The following is a 17,433-nucleotide window of genomic DNA, read 5'->3' on the forward strand; positions in this document are numbered from 1 at the left end:
GCGCAATTTAGGCACCTGACGGCCGGGCCGCAAACCGATCCCCACAGCTCACATGGACTTCATCAGGAGACGTTGATGTACTGCAATCGGCTGTACCCGGAAATCGGGCCCGCGAGGGGCGGATGAAGACCCGTCCGCTACTGGGCTGGCGCGAGTGGGTGGGGCTGCCGGAACTGGGGCTCGACTGGATCAAGTGCAAGGTCGATACCGGCGCGCGCAGCTCGGCGCTGCACGCGTTCGCGATTGAAACCTTCCAGCGCGACGGGCACGAATGGGTCCGTTTCGGCATGCACCCGCGCCAGCACGACAGCACGACCGAGACCTGGTGCGAAGCCCCGGTGCTGGATGTACGCCCGGTCACCGACTCCGGCGGCCACCAGAGCGACCGCTACTTCATCCGTACGCCCGTACGCATCGGGGAATCGCTGCTGCCGGTAGATCTGTCCCTGACCGCTCGCGATACCATGCTGTTTCGCATGCTGCTCGGGCGCGAGGCGATGCGGGGCCGGTTTCTGGTCGACCCCGGCGCATCCTTCGCCCTGGGGAAACCCCCGGAGCAGCCCGACAGCCTGCAGCAGGACCACGACGACGAACCCGCAACCAGCCCCCGGGAAACCCCATGAAGATCGGCATCCTGTCGCGCAACGCCAAGCTCTACTCCACCCGCCGCCTGGTCGAGGCCGCCCAGGAGCGCGAGCACGAAGTGCGGGTGGTGGACCCGCTGCGCTGCTACATGAACATCACCGCGCACAACCCGCAGATCCACTACAAGGGCGATATCCTCGATGAATTCAACGCGGTGATCCCGCGCATCGGGGCCTCGATCACCTTTTACGGCACGGCGGTGCTGCGCCAGTTCGAGATGATGAATGTCTACCCGCTGAACGAATCGGTGGGCATCTCGCGCTCGCGCGACAAGCTGCGCAGCCTGCAGCTGCTGTCACGCCGCGGCATCGGCCTGCCCGTCACCGGCTTCGCCCACTCGCCGGACGACATCGAGGACCTGCTGGACACGGTCGGCGGCACCCCCTGCGTGATCAAGCTGCTGGAGGGCACCCAGGGGCTGGGCGTGGTGCTGGCCGAGACCAAGCAGGCGGCCGAGAGCGTGATCCAGGCATTCATGGGGCTCAAGCAGCACATCCTGGTGCAGGAGTACATCAAGGAGGCGAAAGGGGCGGATATCCGCTGCTTCGTGATCGGCGACAAGGTGGTTGCGTCGATGAAGCGCCAGGCGAAAGAAGGCGAGTTCCGCTCCAACCTGCATCGAGGAGGCAGCGCGGCGCTTTGCCGCATCACCCCGGAGGAACGCGCCACCGCGGTGCGCGCGGCCAAGGTGATGGGCCTGAACGTCTGCGGCGTGGACCTGCTGCGGTCCAATCACGGCGCGGTGGTCATGGAGGTCAATTCCTCGCCCGGACTGGAGGGCATCGAGGCCGCCTCGGGCAAGGACGTCGCCGGGATGATCATCGATTTCATCCAGAAGAACGCCAAGCCCAACCGCACCAAGACCAAGGGTCGCGGCTGAATGGCCGGACTGCCGCGGGCCCGCCGCAACCGCCCGGTCACGCTGGGCGACACCACCGTGCAGCCGGGCGAACGGCGCACGGTCGAACTGGAAGTCGGCAGCCTGTACACCCATACCCCGGCGCACATGCCAGTGCAGGTGGTCTGCGGCCGGCAGAAGGGGCCCGTGCTGTTCGTCAGCGCCGCCATCCACGGCGACGAGATCAACGGCGTCGAGATCATCCGGCGCCTGCTCAAGGTGCCGGCCCTGCGGCGGATGAAGGGCACGTTGCTGGCGGTGCCGGTGGTCAACATGCACGGCTTCATCAACCAGAGCCGCTACCTGCCCGACCGGCGCGATCTCAACCGCGTCTTCCCCGGATCCCGCAAGGGCTCGCTGGGGGCCCGGGTCGCACGCCTGTTCATGCGCGAGATCGTGCACAACAGCACCCACGGCATCGACCTGCACACCGGCGCGATCCACCGCTCCAACCTGCCGCAGATCCGCGCCAACCTGGACCACCGCGAGACCCGCGAGATGGCGCAGGCCTTCGGCGCACCGGTGATCCTCAACTCGGCCCTGCGCGACGGCTCCCTGCGCGAGGCCGCCGCGGAGCGGCAGGTCCCCATCCTGCTGTACGAGGCCGGCGAGGCCCTGCGCTTCGACGAGCTCTCCATCCGCGGCGGGGTTCACGGGATCATCGAGGTCATGCGCTATCTGGGCATGCTGCCGGCGCCGCCCCGCCAGCGGCGGCGCAAGGAGCCAGTGATGGCGCGTTCCGCCAGCTGGGTACGCGCACCGGAAAGCGGCATCCTGCGGATCTTCGTGCGCGAAGGGGACCGCGTAACCCGCGACCAGACCCTTCTGGCGATCGTCTCCGACCCGTTCGGCGAACGCGAGACCGAAATCCGTGCCCCGGTATCGGGGATCGTGATCGGCCAGTTGCGCCTGCCCCTGGTGAACGAAGGCGACGCGGTCTTCCACATCGCCCAGTTCCACCGCACCGACATCGCCGTGGAACGCCTCGAAACCTTTCAGGAGGACCTCGAGGCGCCGGGCTACCCCTACGCAGACGGCGGCAACGGGCGCGGCGAAGGCCCCTGAGAGGCCTCCGCCCCCGCCCCGACGGCTCAGGACGCCAGCGACCGCTCCAGCTCGGCGAACGACTGGGCCGGCCCTTCGGGGGACACATCCACCCCCAGCTGGCGCCCGATCTGGGTGGCCGAGAACAGCCCGCACACGGCCTCGCTGCCATCATCCCGGCGCAGCACCACCAGGGCATGCTGACGACCCGATTTCTTCAGGGTCCGGACCACGTCGCCCACTCGCGAATGTTCGACCTTGTCCAGATCCATCGCTTCCAGCTCGCTGACCCTGCTCATTACGTGCTTCACTTCCACCGCCTCGCGGGGGATCCCCTCTTCCTGGGCCGCCCGCACCGGGCCCTCGCCCATGATGTCGCGGGCCGTCACCACACCCTTCACCGAGTCCTGCGCATCGACCACCAGCAACAGACGGACCCCGGCATGGATCATCCGCTGCAGCGCCTCGTCGGCCCGCATGTCCGCCATGGTCGTCACCGCCGGCACCTTGCGCAGATCGGTCATGGCGCGATCCGCCGGTGAATCCGGTGTCACCCGCGGCGCCAGGACACCGTCGCAACGCAGCACGGCGGTATCCGCGGACAGCGGGCGAGTCTGGATGGGGGCAAAGCTGTTGTTCATGAACCGCTCCTTGACGTGGTTGCACGGCCCTCGCGCGAACCCCGCACGAAGGTCATTCCCTCGGAGTGTAGTCAGAAATCTTCGTTCAGTGTCATTGAGGCTGCCGCGACGACATGAATCCACGCCGACTCGGACGGGCCGGCCAGCGGCTTTCCGACCACATGGCAGGATGAATTCGGTGGATTGATATTGACCCCCTAGATACAGCTGAAAAGCTGCAACCACTCGACTGTCGAAAGTCGAGCCCTGTATCGTTATGGACTGGACGCATACAAGGCTTGTATTGGAAATGACACCCACTCGATGTTCCTTCGAGTTCGTGTTGCCGCGGACTGGTGAAGTTGCCTGCCACGAACCGCTGCAGCACCCGGTTCACCCGGTCGCTCCCGAGGGCTCTGCCGGCAGATGGTCCGGTGAAAGCACTTCACCGGGTCTTCCAGGTTGATCCCGGACGGTTTTGCCAGCGTTGATGTGTGCCTGCTCACGGCACTGATCGCCGGTTCCCTTTCCGGCGTCCTCGCGGCACTCGCTTTCCGGCTGTTGTTTCGCCGCATGAAGGCCTCCGAACGAACGCTAAAAATCAGGCTGGAAGAGTACCGGCAGGCTGCCTCGCAGGCCCTGGTGCCCATCGGAGAGCAGGCAGACAAAACCGATCTCGCAGCGACGCTCCGCCGGATGCTCCACTCTTCGGGGGAGACTTCCGCGCAGTTGCGGGCGCAGAAGGAGCTCCTCCAGCACCTCCACGACCTCCTGGAAAATAGCGAAGATCTGTGCGGCATCGCCGATGCCGATTACCGCTACATATGGGCCAACCGCGCCTACCGCGAACATTACGGGCTGACTGACGGGGAGCTCGTGGGGCGTTCACTGCCCGAAATACTGGGCGCGGATTATTTCGAGCAAACGGTCAAACCCTATCTGGATCGCTGCCTGGGCGGGGAGACTGTGAGGTACGAGACCGAGCGCACCACGACCGATGGCCAGCGCCGTCGACTCCGGGTGAACTACTATCCGCTTGGCCCTGGTCTCGACCGGAAACAGCGGGCGGGAGCGGTCATTACCGACGTCACCGACCTGCGTACGGCCGAGAACGAACTGCAACGCCAGGCCCACCTGATCGAGATGGCCGGCCAGATCGCCCGCGTCGGCGGCTGGTCAGTATATCTCGATGACGGGCGAATCGCCTGGTCACCGGTGGTCGCCGAGATCCATGGCATGCCAGCGGGTTACGCCCCGCCGATCGAGGAGGGGATCAACTTCTACGCGCCCGAGTCGCGCGACCGGATCCGCACCCTGTTCAACGACTGCATCGAACGGGGGCTCCCCTACGACGAAGAGCTGGCCATCATTGACACCGAAGGACAGCGCAATTGGGTACGTGCACTGGGCGAACCGCTTTTTGATGCTGAAGGCCGCATCGTGGGGGCCCAGGGGGCCTTCCAGGATCTGACCCGCCACCGCGAACGTGAGCGCCAGCTCCACCAGTTCCGCCACATTATCGAGCAGAGCCCGGCGGCGGTCGCCGTCACCGACCTGGAAGGCCAGATCGAATACGTGAACCCGGCCTTCGAACGGGTCTCCGGCTATTCCAGAGATGAGCTGTTGGGCCAGACACCGGCCCGGATCCAGAGCGGCAACACGCCGGACGAGGTCTATCGGGATCTTTGGGGCACCATCACCGCCGGGGAGACCTGGACCGGAGAGATCCAGAACCGGCGCAAGGACGGAACCCTGTTCTGGGAACAGGATGTCATTTCGCCGCTCAAGGACGAACAGGGTCGGGTCATCAACTACGTGGCGATCAAGCAGGACATCACCTCCCTGAAGAAGGCCGAGGAGCAACTTCGCCGGCTCGCCTTCGAGGACGCCCTGACCGGACTGCTGTCACGTTCTGGCTTCGAACGGGCGCTGCAGGAACGGATCGATGGGGAGCACTGGCATCCGGCCGGTATCCTGGTGATCACGGACATCGCGGCACTGCGCGACATCAACGAGTCTTACGGCTACGAGGCCGGCGACTGGCTGCTGAAGGAATTCGGGCAGCGTCTGAAAGGACAGGCGGGCGACCACGGCCTGGCCGGCCGGATCGGCGGCGACGAATTCGTTGTGTTCCTCCCCGAACCCCGCGAGCCGCCGGAACTCGAGCTGGGCGAGCTGCACGACGCATTGACCGCGCCCTTCGCGATGCACGGCGCGGAGTTCGAGGTCGCGATTCGCATCGGCTTTACTCGTATGGGTACCCGGCGTCGCACGGCGGAGGATCTGCTGCACGAGGCGGAGCTCGCCCAGTTCCGCAACCATGCCGAGGTTTCCCAACTATGGTCGGCGTTCACCCCTGAACTGCTCGAGGAAACCCAGCAGCGCATCGACCTCACGCGCGACCTGCGCGAGGCCCTCAAGGAGGACCAGCTCGAACTCCACTTCCAGCCCAAGGTGGACCTGGCCAGTGGCCAGCTGGTGTCCTGCGAGGCGCTGCTGCGCTGGAATCACCCCGAGCGCGGCCTGCTCCCGCCGGACCTGTTCATCAGCCTGGCCGAACAGAGTCAGCAGATCACCGCAGTGGGCGACTGGGCGCTCGCGCAGGCCTGCCGGCATCTGCGCGAATGGCGCGATGCGGGCCTGGAACCGGTCCGTGTGGCGGTCAACGTGTCGCTGACGCAGTTCGAGGTCGGCAACTTTGCACGACGCGTGCAAAGCATCCTAGAAGTATCGGGGGTCGCCCCCGAGGAACTGGCACTGGAGGTTACGGAAGGGGTGTTCATCGGGCAGTCTCCCGCCCTGTTGCAACAGATACGCGTCCTGCATGAAATGGGCGTGCGCCTGTCCCTGGACGATTTCGGCACCGGCTATTCCTCGCTGCTTTACATCAAGGAATATCCCTTCGACGAGATCAAGATCGACCAGGGCTTCGTGTTCCATCTGCTGGACGAACCTTTCCATCGCCACATCGTGGAGACGGTGGTGACACTGGCCCGGGCGATGGATGCGGAAGTCATTGCCGAAGGCATCGAGTCCGCGCAGGTTGCGGAGGCCCTGCTGGAAATGGCCTGCCCCTTCGGACAGGGCTATTACTACAGCATGCCGCTGGAAGCGGAGGACTTCCGCTGGTTGCTGGAGCAGCGAGGGCGCCTGCCGCTGGGCAGCACTCACCCGCCATCGACCTGAACAACCGGAGTCCGCATGGACCGACCCGAAAACACACTGCAAAAGTTCGAAACCGGTATCGTCGGGCTCGACCGCGCCACTCGCGGCGGCCTGCCCAAAGGCCAGGCGACGCTTGTCCTCGGCCAACCCGCCGCCGGCAAGACCGTCCTGTGTCTGCAGATCCTGGCCCGAGCGGTGGAACAGGGTGCACGCGGCGTTTTCATGACCTTCGAGGAATCGCCCGAGCAGGTGAGGCGCGACGCCGCCTCGTTCGACTGGGGCGCCGGGCTGCTGGACTCCGAACGCTGGCAGCTGATCGACGCACGCCCGCATCCGGGGGCCGAGGCGGCCGGCGAATTCGACATGGGAGGCTTGCTGAGTGCCGTCACGCCCGCGGCCGACGGCGATGCAGGCTGGGTGATTTTCGACGGCATCGACCAGCTCCTGCAGCTCCAGCCAAACCCGCATGCCGCCATCGAGCAGATCCGCCGAATCAACGATCACTGCGAGACCCACGGTCAGGCGGTGCTGATCACCGGCAAGGCACGGGGTGACGGCCCCGCACCGGCCTGGCTGGAGGGCATCGAGTTCCTGTTGTCGTCGAGCCTGCTGCTGTCGGCGCGCGTGGTCCAGCAGAAGCTCAACCGCTCACTGCGCATTACCAAGTATCGGGGAAGCGACCATGTCGCCGACGAAATGCCAATGCTGATCGATGGCGAGGGCATTCAGCTCCCCTACCACGAGGCCCCTCCGATCGGTCAGCCAGCGGCCGGCAGCGAACGGCTGACCACCGGCATCCCGCGTCTGGACAGCCTCCTGGATGGCGGCATCCATCGCGGTTCCAGCCTGCTGATCTCCGGTCGCCCCGGGACCGCCAAGAGCACCCTGGCGGGTACCTTCGCAGAGACCCGGGCAAGGGAAGGCGGACGCGTGCTGTACATCAGTTTCGATGAGCTGGAATCGGCCTACGTGCGCAACCTGACATCGGTGGGCATCGACCTGGCCACCCCGATGGCCCGCGGGGTCGTCCATTTTCAGGATTTTTCCGCCTACGCCTCCAGCGTCACCGAACAATTCCTCGCATTGCGACGCCTCATCGACGGATTCGCTCCCGACTGTCTGATCATCGATCCGGTCTCCGCCTTGCTGAAAGCCAGTGCCACCGAAGGCGCCCATCTGGCGACCGAGCAGCTGACCGATCTGGCCCGGCGACGCGGCATCACCACCGTCCTGACCGCACTGAGCGGTGTAGAGGACCCGGAGGGAGAAGCCACCCTGGGCTATGTCTCCACGTTGGCCGATACCTGGATTGTCGTCGGTTACAACGAACGCGGGGGCGAACGTAACCGGTCGCTGTCCATCGTGAAATCGCGCGGTTCGGCTCACTCCAATCAGCAGCGCGAACTAATCCTGTCCGACAGCGGACTGGACCTCGCGGATGTTTACGCATCCGGCTCGGAGGTGCTGATGGGGACGGCGCGCGCGATGAAGGAACGCGAGGATCAGGAGCGGGAGCGCCAGCGACAGCTGGAACGCGAACGTCGGCGCCTGGACCTGGAACAGCGCATCCTGCAGGCGGAGAAAGAACAACAGCGCCTGGAGGCCGAACGCGACCACCTGGATCGGACAAGCGGCGAGACGGATCGTCTGGAACACGATTATCACGAAGAAATCCGCCGCCGCCGGGACCCGGATCACGATCCGGAACCCTTCAAAGAAGGTCAGCATGCCGACGGAGGAAAACAGCATTGAACGAGAATCAGGACCATGGCGAAGCCTCCATCCCCGTGCTGACCCTCTTCGTAACCGGATCGGCACCCCGCTCGCAGCGCGCGCGGGCCAACCTCGCCCGAATGCTGGAGCAAATCGGCCGCTCCGACATGCAACCTCAGGAGGTCGATCTTCTAGAACAGCCCGAACAGGGCATCACCCAGTCGGTGTTCGCCACGCCATCACTGCTGAAGACCGACACCCATGGCGAAGTCTCCGTGCTCTACGGGGATCTGTCCGAGGAGGAGAAGCTGCGGCGGTTCCTGGCCGAACTGGGAACCGACGGGTAAACCGGAAGATGGCGTCCCCGGCAGGATTCGAACCTGCGACCTACCCCTTAGGAGGGGGTTGCTCTGTCCAGCTGAGCTACGGAGACGCGGGCGGGAAACCGGATTATACGCGTGGCAGACAGCATGTCGAAAACGCCGCCCGGTTCGCCTGCAAGCAGGCTCCTGCCATTCCGCTCGCATCGGGTGCGATTCAAACTTAACGGGGCGGCACGGGGTGGCGCCCCGCGCGCCGGCGAACTAATGTACGGTCATGGAGAAGCTGAACTCGGAGCAAACCGGCCGTCTGATCGATCTGCTGTGCCCGCTGGTAGGGGTGCGTGGCGAGGTGGACGGACATGTGGTTGAACTGGTCGACATCCTCGACGAGGGGCCGGGCGGTCAGCCGGGCATCGCGCTGATGGATGCCGGGGTGGACCGCAGCATCCAGACCAATCAGTACGGTGATCCGCTGTCGCGCCATTCCCGGGTGCGGACCCTGCCGTTGCTGAGCGAGGTGGAACCCGATCTGCATCCGGTGCTGCGCGCGCTGATCCCGGCCGAGGTGCTGCAGCGCTGCCGGGAGGAACTGCGCCCCGAAGACTGAACCGGTGCCTCAGTCCCGGTTGCCGTTCAGCGTTTCCCGGGCTTCGACCTGCTCCAGCAGCGGTTCCAGTTCCGGCCAGACATTCTCCAGCAGTTGCGGCTGCGCCTCGGCCGCCGGATGGATCCCGTCGTCATGCATCATCACCTCGTCGTCGGCCACGCCGTCCAGAAAGAACGGTTCGAAGGCCAGCTCGCGTTCTTCCGCCAGGTCCCGGAACACCGCCTCGAAGCGGTCCGTATACTGGGGACCGTAGTTGGGCGGGATGCGGATGCCCAGCAGCAGGGTCTGCGCGCCCGCGGCGTCGATGGCATCCAGCATGGCCTCGAGGTTCTCGCGCATGGCGGCGGGCGCCAGCCCGCGCAGGCCATCATTGCCGCCCAACTCGAGGATGACGACATCCGGCTCGACGCGTTCCAGCTCGTCCGGGAGGCGCTGCCGGCCGCCGGCCGTGGTCTCGCCGCTGATCGAGGCGTTGTGCACTCGCCAGCTGCCATCCCGCGCTTCGAGGCGATCTTCCAGCAGGGCCACCCAGCCTTCGTCCTCGCTCATGCCCCACGCCGCGCTGAGCGAATCGCCGAACACCAGCAGGCGATGGGTGTCGTCCTCCGGGGCCTTGTGGGCAGAATTCTCCTCCGGCGGGGAATTCGCGGCGAGCGGAAGACTCAACAGCAGGGCAAGATACCCAACGACCAGCAACGGGAAACGCGACATGGATGCATCCTCGCAAGCAGTACTGGAAGCCACGGACCTGCGCCAGCGGGTGGAGGGGCCCAGCGGCACGCTGGACATCCTTCGCGGCGTGTCCCTGGCGGTCAACCCGGGCGAGACGGTCGCCATCCTCGGCGCCTCCGGCTCGGGCAAGTCGACCCTTCTGGGTCTCCTCGCGGGTCTTGACGCCCCCAGTGGCGGAGAAGTTCGACTGCTGGGCCAGACGATCAGCGAACTGGACGAGGACGGCCGCGCGGCCCTGCGCGCCGGACGGGTCGGTTTCGTGTTCCAGTCGTTCCAGCTGCTGCCGGCCCTGACCGCGCTGGAAAACGTCCTCCTGCCACTGGAGCTCAACCCGGAACACGCGCAGCAGCCGGCCGCGGAGCTGACCCGCCGCGCCCACGAGGCACTGGAGCGCGTGGGACTGACCGAACGCGCGCGCCACTATCCGCACCAGCTCTCCGGCGGCGAGCAGCAGCGCGTGGCGATCGCGCGCGCGATCGTCGACCGGCCGGCCATCCTGTTCGCCGACGAGCCCACCGGCAACCTCGACGGACGCACTGGCGAGCGCATCATCGAACACCTGTTTGCCCTCACCGACGACCCCGAACCGGGTCGCACCCCCGCTGCCCTGCTGCTGGTCACCCACGACCCCGAACTGGCGCAGCGCTGTGATCGCATCATCCGCATCCAGGACGGGGTCCTGGCATGAGTCCGGCGGCCGGACTGCATCATCCGCTGCGCCAGCTGCGGGGATGGCTGCGAGGCACCCGCCAGGAGTGGCGTTCGGCCGAACTGCGGGTGCTGGCCGCCGCCCTGGTGGTGGCGGTGGCTGCGGTGGCCGCGGTGGGCTTCTTCACCGACCGCGTCGATCGCGGCATGGCCGACGAGGCGGCCTCCCTGCTGGGCGGGGACCTGTCGGTGGTCGCGCGCGACCCGATCCCCGACGAGTGGGTGGAACAGGCCCGCGAGCGGGGACTGCAACAGGTGCGCACGGCCGCCCTGCCCTCGGTGCTGTTCGGCGCGGAAGACCGCTCGCGACTGAGCTCCCTGCGCGCGGTGGATCCCGACTGGCCGCTGGTGGGCGAGGCCCGCATCCGCGACACCGAGGGCCGGGAACGGACCGTGACCGAGGGCCCGGAGCACGGCGAGGCCTGGCTGGAAGGCAGCCTGCTGAACGACCTCGGTCTGGAGCCGGGGGATACGGTCACCGTCGGCCGCCGGGACCTGGAGATCACTGCGGTCCTGACCCTGGAACCCGACCGCGGCAGTGCGCTCACCGATCTCGCACCGCGCCTGCTGCTCGCCTACCAGGACCTGGAATCGACCGAACTGATCGGCCCCGGCAGCCGCGTGCGCTACCAGTTCCACCTGCGCGGGGCGGACAGCGCGGTGGCCGGGTTCGAGCAGTGGCTGGAACCACGTCTGGAGGCCGGGCAGCGCATCCAGGGCCTGGAGGATGCCGATCCGGAGCTTCGCGCGGCGATCGAGCGCGCCGAGCGCTTCCTCGGCCTGGCGTCGCTGATGGCCGTGCTGCTGGCCGGGGCCGCGATCGCGGTGGCGGCGCACCACTTTGCCCAGCGCCGCGCCGACTCGGCGGCGATCATGCGCGCCCTGGGTGCCAGTGCGCGGCGGGTGCTGGCGGTGTATTTCGGGCGTGTGCTGCTGGTTGCCCTGATCGCCTCGCTGATCGGGCTGGCCATCGGCTTCTCCGCGCAGTTCGTGCTCGCCGCCCTGCTGGGCGACTGGCTGGACGCCGATCTGCCCGCACCCGGCCTGCGACCGGTGGTGGCCGGGCTGGGCGTCGGCCTGATCACCGCCGCCGGCTTCGCCCTGCCGGCGATGCTGCGCATCGGGCAGATCCCGCCGCTGCGGGTGCTGCGCCGCGACATCGGCCTGCCGTCGGCCTCGGTGTGGCTGTCGGGCGGGCTGGCGGTGGCGGCCTTCGGCGCCCTGCTTTGGTGGCAGGCGGCCGATGCGCAGCTCGCCCTGTGGGTCCTGCTGGGTACGGCCGGGGCCCTGCTGATCCTCGGCCTGCTGGGGGCGGCCCTGGTGCTGGCGGTACGCCCGCTGCGTGACCGCGGCGGCATCGCGCTGCGTTTCGGCCTGGCCAATCTGGCGCGGCGCGGCGGGCTCAGCGCGGTGCAGCTGGTGGCTTTCAGCGTGGGCATCCTCGCGCTGCTGCTGCTGGCGATCGTGCGCGTCGACCTGCTGGAGGCCTGGGATGCCAGCATCCCCGAGGACGCGCCCAACCACTTCTACGTGAACATCCAGCCGGGGGAACAGGACCGGCTGGCCGACCGCATGGAAGAGGCCGGGCTGGAACGGCCGCAGATGGACCCGATGATCCGCGGCCGACTGGTTGCCATTAACGACCTGCCGGTGGGGCCCGAGGACTTCGACGACGAGCGCACCCGACGCCTGCTGGACCGCGAGTTCAACCTGTCCTACGCGGAGCAGCCACCGGAGCACAACCCGGTGGTGGAAGGCCACTGGACCCTCGACCAGCCGGATTCCGACGGGCTCTCGGTGGAGGCCGGGCTGATGGAGCGCCTGGGGCTGGAACTGGGCGACAGCCTGACCTTCCGCATCGGCGGACGCGCGGTGCGCGGGACCATCACGAACGTGCGCGAGGTCAACTGGGACAGCTTCCGGGTGAACTTCTTCGTCACCGGCGCTCCCGCCCTGCTGGGCGAGCAGCCGCGCACCTATATCACCGCGTTCCGCCTGCCGGAGGACATGCACGACGCCCAGAGCCGCTGGCTGCGCGATTTCCCGGCGGTCACCGCGATCGATGTCAGCGCGATCCTGGAGCGCGTGCGCGACATCATCGAACAGGCCACGCGCGCGGTCGAATACGTGTTCCTCTTCACCCTGGTGGCCGGGCTGACGGTGCTGTTCGCCGCGGTCCAGGCGACCCGCGACGTCCGCCGGCGCGAGGCCGCACTGCTGCGCACCCTGGGTGCTCGGCGCCGCGACATCCGCAACGCGCTGCTGGCCGAGTTCGGGACACTGGGTTTCCTCGCCGGGCTGCTGGCCGCGATCATCGCCACGGTGATCGGGGCCCTGCTGGCCTGGCAGGTGTTCGACTTCGACTACCGGGTCAACCCGATGACGTTCGTCTACGGGATCGGCGGCGGCACCCTGGGCATCGCGCTGGCCGGGTGGCTGGGAACCCGGCGGGTGCTGGATCAGGCACCGCTCACGGTGCTGCGCGGGCCGGAGTGACGCGGTGGTTCAGTGGCCGTACATCACGCCGGTATCGAGGAACCCGAACAGCACGAGGAAGGCCAGGATCCACACATAGATGGAGAACACCTTCAGGCTGGAGCGATAGAGGAAGAACAGCACCATCTTCAGCGACACCACGCCGACCACCGCAGAGGCCACGAACCCGGTGATCAGCGCACTCCACGGCAGATCGCCCAAGCCGTCGTGGTTGAACACGTCCAGCGACTGCACGGCGGTGGCCGCGAGGATGGTCGGGATCGCGAGGAAGAAGCTGTATTCCGCCGCCCAGCGCCGCTTGAGCCCGCTGAACAGGCCAAACACGATGGTCATGCCGCTGCGGCTGAGCCCGGGCACCAGGGCAAAGCCCTGGGCCACGCCGATCACCGTCGCGATGCGCGGATTCAGCTTGCGCAACCCCAGCGGGCGCCGGCTCAGGCGGTCGGTCCACCACAGCAGCACGCCGGTCAGGGTCAGGGTCCCGGCGATCAGCACCGGGTTGGCGAAGACGTGCTCGAAGGTCGCCTTGAGGGTGAAGCCCACCACGGCCGTCGCGGCCACCGACAGCACGCACAGCATCCCGAGGCGGAAGTACAGCATCTCGCGGCGCGCGTCGCCATGGCGCGAGGCCCACTGCCAGCTCTCGCGCACGATCCCGCCGGAGAGCTGCCACAGGCTGCGGCGGAATACGTAGACGATCGACACCAGCGTGCCCACGTGCACCACAAGATCGAACAGGATCATCTCCGGGCTCTCCGGCGGCGGCAGTTCGTGGCCCTGGCCGATCAGCCAGTGCTGGGTGAGCACCAGGTGCGCGGTTGAACTCACCGGCACGAACATGAAAATACCCTGTACGATCCCCAGCAGGGTCGCGATCCAGATCGCCATGGCCGTTCGCTCTTGTCCGCGGGCGGGAAAGGCGCCGCAGTATACGGAAATCACACCACGAAATCGCCGGGCGCCGTCCCATGCCCGTCAAGGATGAACCCATGCATCGCTTACTGCACCACGCCCCGCGCTCCGCACGGCGCGTCCTGACCGGCACCGCCGGCCTCTTCCTGCTGCTGGCCCTCGTCCCGGCGGCGACGGCGGCGGCCGACTGCCCCGCCCCGCCGCTCGACCGGCTGGCGTCCCTGAGCGAACTGCGCAGCGGCGCGGTGGACGAAGACCGCCGGGTGGTCGCCGAGGGCACGATCAGCGGGGTGTTCTACGGCGACGACGCGCTGGGTGGCTTCTACCTGCAGGACGACGCCACCACCCCGCCCACCGGGCTGTTCGTCTACGCTCCCGGGAAAGACGACGCCGACCTGCGCCCCGGCGATCACGTGCAGATCCGCGGCCGCTTCGGGCGACACCACGGGCGGCCACAACTGTCCCGGTTGCAGGAGCTGGAGCGCTGCCGTCGCGGCGAACCACCCCAGACCGTGACCCTGCACCTGCCCGACGACGCCGCCCGCCTGCAGGATCTGGAAGACGTGCGCGTACGCTTCGACCAGACCCTCACGGTCATCGCCAACCGCGAGCTCGCGCGCTACGGGAGCCTGGACCTCGCCGCTGGCGGGCGCCTGCGCCACCCGGGCCAAAGTGGGGCTTTCGGCGAGCCCGATGACCACGACCGCCGCATCGTGCTGGACGACGGCAGCTACCGCGCGAACCCGGACCCGGTGCCCTTTCTCGACGGCCAGGGGACCCGGCGTACCGGCAGCCGCGTGACGGACCTCACGGGCATCCTGACGCATGCCTTCGGCGCCCACCGCGTGCACCCGGTGGCGCCCCCGGAATGGGAAGGCGGCGAGCGTCCCGAACCGCCGCCGGCCCCGGCGGACGATGTCCTGCGCATCGCGACGGCCAATCTGGAAAACGACTTCGTAACCCTGGGCGAGCGCGGCGCACGCAATGCCGCGGAACGGGATCGCCAGGTCGCCAAGCTGGATGCGGTGCTGGACGGCCTGGCCATGGATATCCTGGCGTTCATCGAACTGGAAAACCGCTCGGCCGCCGGGCGCGAACTGCGCCAGCGCGTGGATGCCCTGGACGACGCCACCACGATGCAAAAGCTCGCGCATCCCGACAGTGGCAGCGATGCCATCCAGGTCGGACTGCTGTACGACCGCGAGCGCGTGGAACGGCTGGGGAGCGCGGCAGACAACGACCCGGTCCACCACCGCCCGCCGCTGCTGGGCTGGTTCCGCCCGCGCGACGGTGGCGAACCCTTCGGCGTAGTCGCGGTGCATTTCAAGTCCAGGACCGGCTGCCCGGAACACGGCGACATCGATCGCGGCCAGGGCTGCTGGAACCAGCGCCGCACCGAACAGGCGCACCGGCTGGTGGAATGGATCGCGGAACAACGCGCGGCGCAGCCGGGCGAGCCGCCGGTGATCATCGCCGGCGATCTCAACGGCTATGCCGCCGAGGACCCCCTGACGGTGCTGCGCGAAGCCGGCAAACAGGACCTCGTCCACGAAGAGCCCGCCACGGCCTACACTTATGTCTTCCGCGGCCGAACCGGACAACTGGATTACCTGCTCGGCCCGCGGCCGCTCGCCGGGCGCGTGATCGCCGCCGACACCTGGGCGGTCAACGCTGACGAACCGGTGTTTCTCGGCTTCGATGGTGACCGTCCGGGCGAAGGCCCGTGGCGCGCCTCCGACCACGATCCGGTCTGGCTGGACCTGCGTTAATGATCAGCGCGGCGTGTTGTCCACCGGCGGGGCGTCCGCCGAGCCGTCCGTTCCGGACTCCCCCGCCGACACTACCCGCACCGGGAAAGGCTCGCCGGCCAGCGAGCCCAGCGTGCGTTGCGGAAACGGGATGTCGATGCCGGCCCGGTCGAAGGCCTCCTTCACGGCGGGATGCATCCGGTTGCGCAGTTCGAGGAAGTTCTCCCGCTTCGCCCACACCGAAAACTGCAGCTTGAGCGCAGAGTCCCCGAACTCGAGGAAAATGAACAGTGGCCGCGGTTCTTCCAGGCAAAGCGGTTCGCGGTCGGCCACGTCCATCAGGGTCTCGCGCACCCGGTTGATGTCTTCGCGATAGGCCACCCCGATCTGCATGTCCAGGCGGCGGATGGGAAAGCGCGTCAGGTTGGTCAGCTGCGATTTGACCAGCGACTCGTTCGGCACCCGCACCATCAGGTTATCGAAGGTACGCAGCTTGACCGACAGCATGTCGATGGACAGCACCTCGCCGGTGACATCCCCCACCCGGATCACGTCGCCCACGGCGAACGGGCGTTCACCGATCAGGAACAGCCCGGAGATCAGGTTGGAGGCCGAGGTCTGCGACGCAAAGCCGATGGCGACCGTGAGGATCCCCGCCGCACCCAGCAGCACGGTGAGATCGAAGCCCAGCTCGCGCAGCGCCGACACCACCGCCAGCACCAGCACCAGATAGAAGCCGATCCGGCGCACCAGCATCGCCTGCTGGGCATCCAGATGCCGACCGGCGATCCGGATCAGGGTGCGCGAGACCAGGCGCGCCAGCAGCAGCCCCACGCCCAGGTAGATCGCTGCGCGCACCCAGGCCAGCACAGCCTCCGTGGTGATCAGTTCGATCCCCCGCGCAATCCAGGATCCGTCTTCCATGTCGCCTCCTACTGGAACAGCGCGCTGAAGGCGCGCAGGCTGAAGCGGCTGCCCCCGGCCTCGCGCGGTTCAGCCACCCGCTCGGCCCGGGGCACGTGCGCGGGCGGCCCCTCGCCCAGCTTGACCTCGGCCATGTCACGCTCGGGCTCGCGCTCCAGACGCACCCCCGGGGTCCACAGCCGGCCATGCGGATCGGCGTACACCGGCAGCCGCGTCACCGGCAGCTTGATCCGTTCCAGCAGCAGGGTGTCCGCGGAACCGTTGCGTACGATCAGCGGTGTCACGATGCGGTGAACGCGTTCCGGTACCTCGTCGAGCGCCATGCGGGCCGCGGTGCGGCTCGCATAGCACAGTTCGCCTTCCACCGTATCGGAGCCGAACCAGGTGTCCGAGGCCGGATAAGCCGGAAACTCGTGCACCCGGGCATCGCCCAGGCGCAGCTGAACCCACGCCGGCGTGCTCACGTACAGGATGACTTCGCCCCCGGGAGGCACATGAAACGGGGCTTCGGGCCGACTGACCACCGGGCGATCCGCCAGGGCCACCCCGAGGGACGCGCCGACATCATCACCGGTGCCGGCAAAGCGGCGCTGCTCCGCGGGCTTCTCCGGCACCGGCTTCTGCGCGGGCACCACGCGGCGAAAACCGCTGTCGTCCGGGTCGCGTTCGCGCGCCAGCCACAGGTCCCATTCGCCGGCGCGGCGCTGCAGCCAGAGATCAAGCGGCCCGATGGACCAGTGGCCAATCTCCCCCGGCGGGAGGTGGACGGGGCCCCACCAGCCGCTGTCGTGTCCGGATCCTGCGTGTACGCGTACGCCCATGGGACCTCCCCGTTGCCCGTTTGCCACTGTAGTGCGAAGTGCGGCGCGGAAGAAGCGGCCAGCGGCAGCGCAATCAG

The 17,433-nt window shown here is 67.7% G+C and carries 15 protein-coding genes and 1 tRNA gene; 10 read left to right on the forward strand and 6 right to left on the reverse strand.

The window, feature by feature from the left end:
* Positions 1-122 precede the first annotated feature (122 nt).
* From F620_RS0109430 to F620_RS0109440, 3 genes are read left to right on the forward strand one after another with little or no spacing between them, the layout of a single operon-like run.
* Complete coding sequence (locus F620_RS0109430) at positions 123-623, forward strand: RimK/LysX family protein (RefSeq protein ID WP_018869308.1); 501 nt, start codon at positions 123-125, stop codon at positions 621-623.
* Positions 620-1,525 carry a 30S ribosomal protein S6--L-glutamate ligase gene (gene rimK, locus F620_RS0109435; RefSeq protein WP_019570368.1) on the forward strand — a complete coding sequence of 302 codons (906 nt, stop codon included), beginning with the start codon at positions 620-622 and terminating at the stop codon, positions 1,523-1,525. Before F620_RS0109430 ends, rimK begins: the two co-directional genes overlap by 4 nt.
* Positions 1,526-2,608, forward strand: coding sequence for a succinylglutamate desuccinylase/aspartoacylase family protein (locus tag F620_RS0109440; protein WP_018869306.1), 1,083 nt, complete (start codon positions 1,526-1,528; stop codon positions 2,606-2,608). It begins immediately after the preceding gene.
* 26 nt (positions 2,609-2,634) lie between these two features.
* Here the strand turns inward: F620_RS0109440 and F620_RS0109445 are convergent, their stop codons facing one another.
* A complete protein-coding gene (locus tag F620_RS0109445) occupies positions 2,635-3,228 on the reverse strand; it encodes a CBS domain-containing protein (RefSeq protein ID WP_018869305.1) in 594 nt (197 codons plus the stop codon).
* Between the two features lie 675 nt (positions 3,229-3,903).
* Here F620_RS0109445 and F620_RS0109450 point away from each other — a divergent pair.
* From F620_RS0109450 to F620_RS0109460, 3 genes are read left to right on the forward strand one after another with little or no spacing between them, the layout of a single operon-like run.
* Positions 3,904-6,393 carry a GGDEF domain-containing phosphodiesterase gene (locus F620_RS0109450; RefSeq protein ID WP_231373887.1) on the forward strand — a complete coding sequence of 830 codons (2,490 nt, stop codon included), beginning with the start codon at positions 3,904-3,906 and terminating at the stop codon, positions 6,391-6,393.
* Between the two features lie 15 nt (positions 6,394-6,408).
* Entirely contained in the window at positions 6,409-8,124 is a 1,716-nt protein-coding gene (locus tag F620_RS0109455; RefSeq protein WP_019570370.1) for an ATPase domain-containing protein, read from the forward strand.
* Complete coding sequence (locus F620_RS0109460; RefSeq protein ID WP_019570371.1) at positions 8,121-8,432, forward strand: circadian clock KaiB family protein; 312 nt, start codon at positions 8,121-8,123, stop codon at positions 8,430-8,432. The genes F620_RS0109455 and F620_RS0109460 overlap by 4 nt, the downstream gene beginning before the upstream one ends.
* Before the next feature lie 9 nt (positions 8,433-8,441).
* Here F620_RS0109460 and F620_RS0109465 read toward each other — a convergent pair.
* Positions 8,442-8,518, reverse strand: a tRNA-Arg gene (locus F620_RS0109465).
* 164 nt (positions 8,519-8,682) lie between these two features.
* On the opposite strand from F620_RS0109465, the gene F620_RS0109470 reads away from it, so the two are divergent.
* Positions 8,683-9,015 carry a hypothetical protein gene (locus F620_RS0109470; protein ID WP_018870782.1) on the forward strand — a complete coding sequence of 111 codons (333 nt, stop codon included), beginning with the start codon at positions 8,683-8,685 and terminating at the stop codon, positions 9,013-9,015.
* Positions 9,016-9,024: 9 nt separating this feature from the next.
* Here F620_RS0109470 and F620_RS0109475 read toward each other — a convergent pair whose 3' ends face one another.
* Positions 9,025-9,726 carry an arylesterase gene (locus F620_RS0109475; protein ID WP_018870781.1) on the reverse strand — a complete coding sequence of 234 codons (702 nt, stop codon included), beginning with the start codon at positions 9,724-9,726 and terminating at the stop codon, positions 9,025-9,027.
* Here F620_RS0109475 and F620_RS0109480 point away from each other — a divergent pair.
* Positions 9,725-10,435, forward strand: coding sequence for an ABC transporter ATP-binding protein (locus F620_RS0109480; protein ID WP_019570372.1), 711 nt, complete (start codon positions 9,725-9,727; stop codon positions 10,433-10,435). The genes F620_RS0109475 and F620_RS0109480 overlap by 2 nt on opposite strands.
* On the forward strand, positions 10,432-12,951 hold the full coding sequence (locus tag F620_RS0109485; protein ID WP_019570373.1) for an ABC transporter permease: 2,520 nt from the start codon (positions 10,432-10,434) through the stop codon (positions 12,949-12,951). The genes F620_RS0109480 and F620_RS0109485 overlap by 4 nt, the downstream gene beginning before the upstream one ends.
* A 9-nt stretch (positions 12,952-12,960) precedes the next feature.
* Here the strand turns inward: F620_RS0109485 and F620_RS0109490 are convergent, their stop codons facing one another.
* The gene (locus F620_RS0109490; RefSeq protein ID WP_019570374.1) at positions 12,961-13,839 is read right to left on the reverse strand and encodes an undecaprenyl-diphosphate phosphatase; all 879 of its coding nucleotides are present in this window, start codon (positions 13,837-13,839) and stop codon (positions 12,961-12,963) included.
* Positions 13,840-13,940: 101 nt separating this feature from the next.
* On the opposite strand from F620_RS0109490, the gene F620_RS0109495 reads away from it, so the two are divergent.
* Positions 13,941-15,632, forward strand: coding sequence for an ExeM/NucH family extracellular endonuclease (locus F620_RS0109495; RefSeq protein ID WP_026331397.1), 1,692 nt, complete (start codon positions 13,941-13,943; stop codon positions 15,630-15,632).
* Positions 15,633-15,635: 3 nt separating this feature from the next.
* Here F620_RS0109495 and F620_RS0109500 read toward each other — a convergent pair whose 3' ends face one another.
* Positions 15,636-16,535 (reverse strand): mechanosensitive ion channel family protein, encoded by a 900-nt coding sequence (locus F620_RS0109500; protein ID WP_019570376.1) that lies wholly within the window; start codon positions 16,533-16,535, stop codon positions 15,636-15,638.
* Positions 16,536-16,543: 8 nt separating this feature from the next.
* Positions 16,544-17,356 carry a hypothetical protein gene (locus F620_RS0109505; protein WP_019570377.1) on the reverse strand — a complete coding sequence of 271 codons (813 nt, stop codon included), beginning with the start codon at positions 17,354-17,356 and terminating at the stop codon, positions 16,544-16,546.
* Positions 17,357-17,433 lie beyond the last annotated feature (77 nt).

It is taken from the genome of Thioalkalivibrio sp. ALE11 (assembly GCF_000381205.1).
Taxonomy (GTDB): Bacteria; Pseudomonadota; Gammaproteobacteria; order Ectothiorhodospirales; family Ectothiorhodospiraceae; genus Thioalkalivibrio.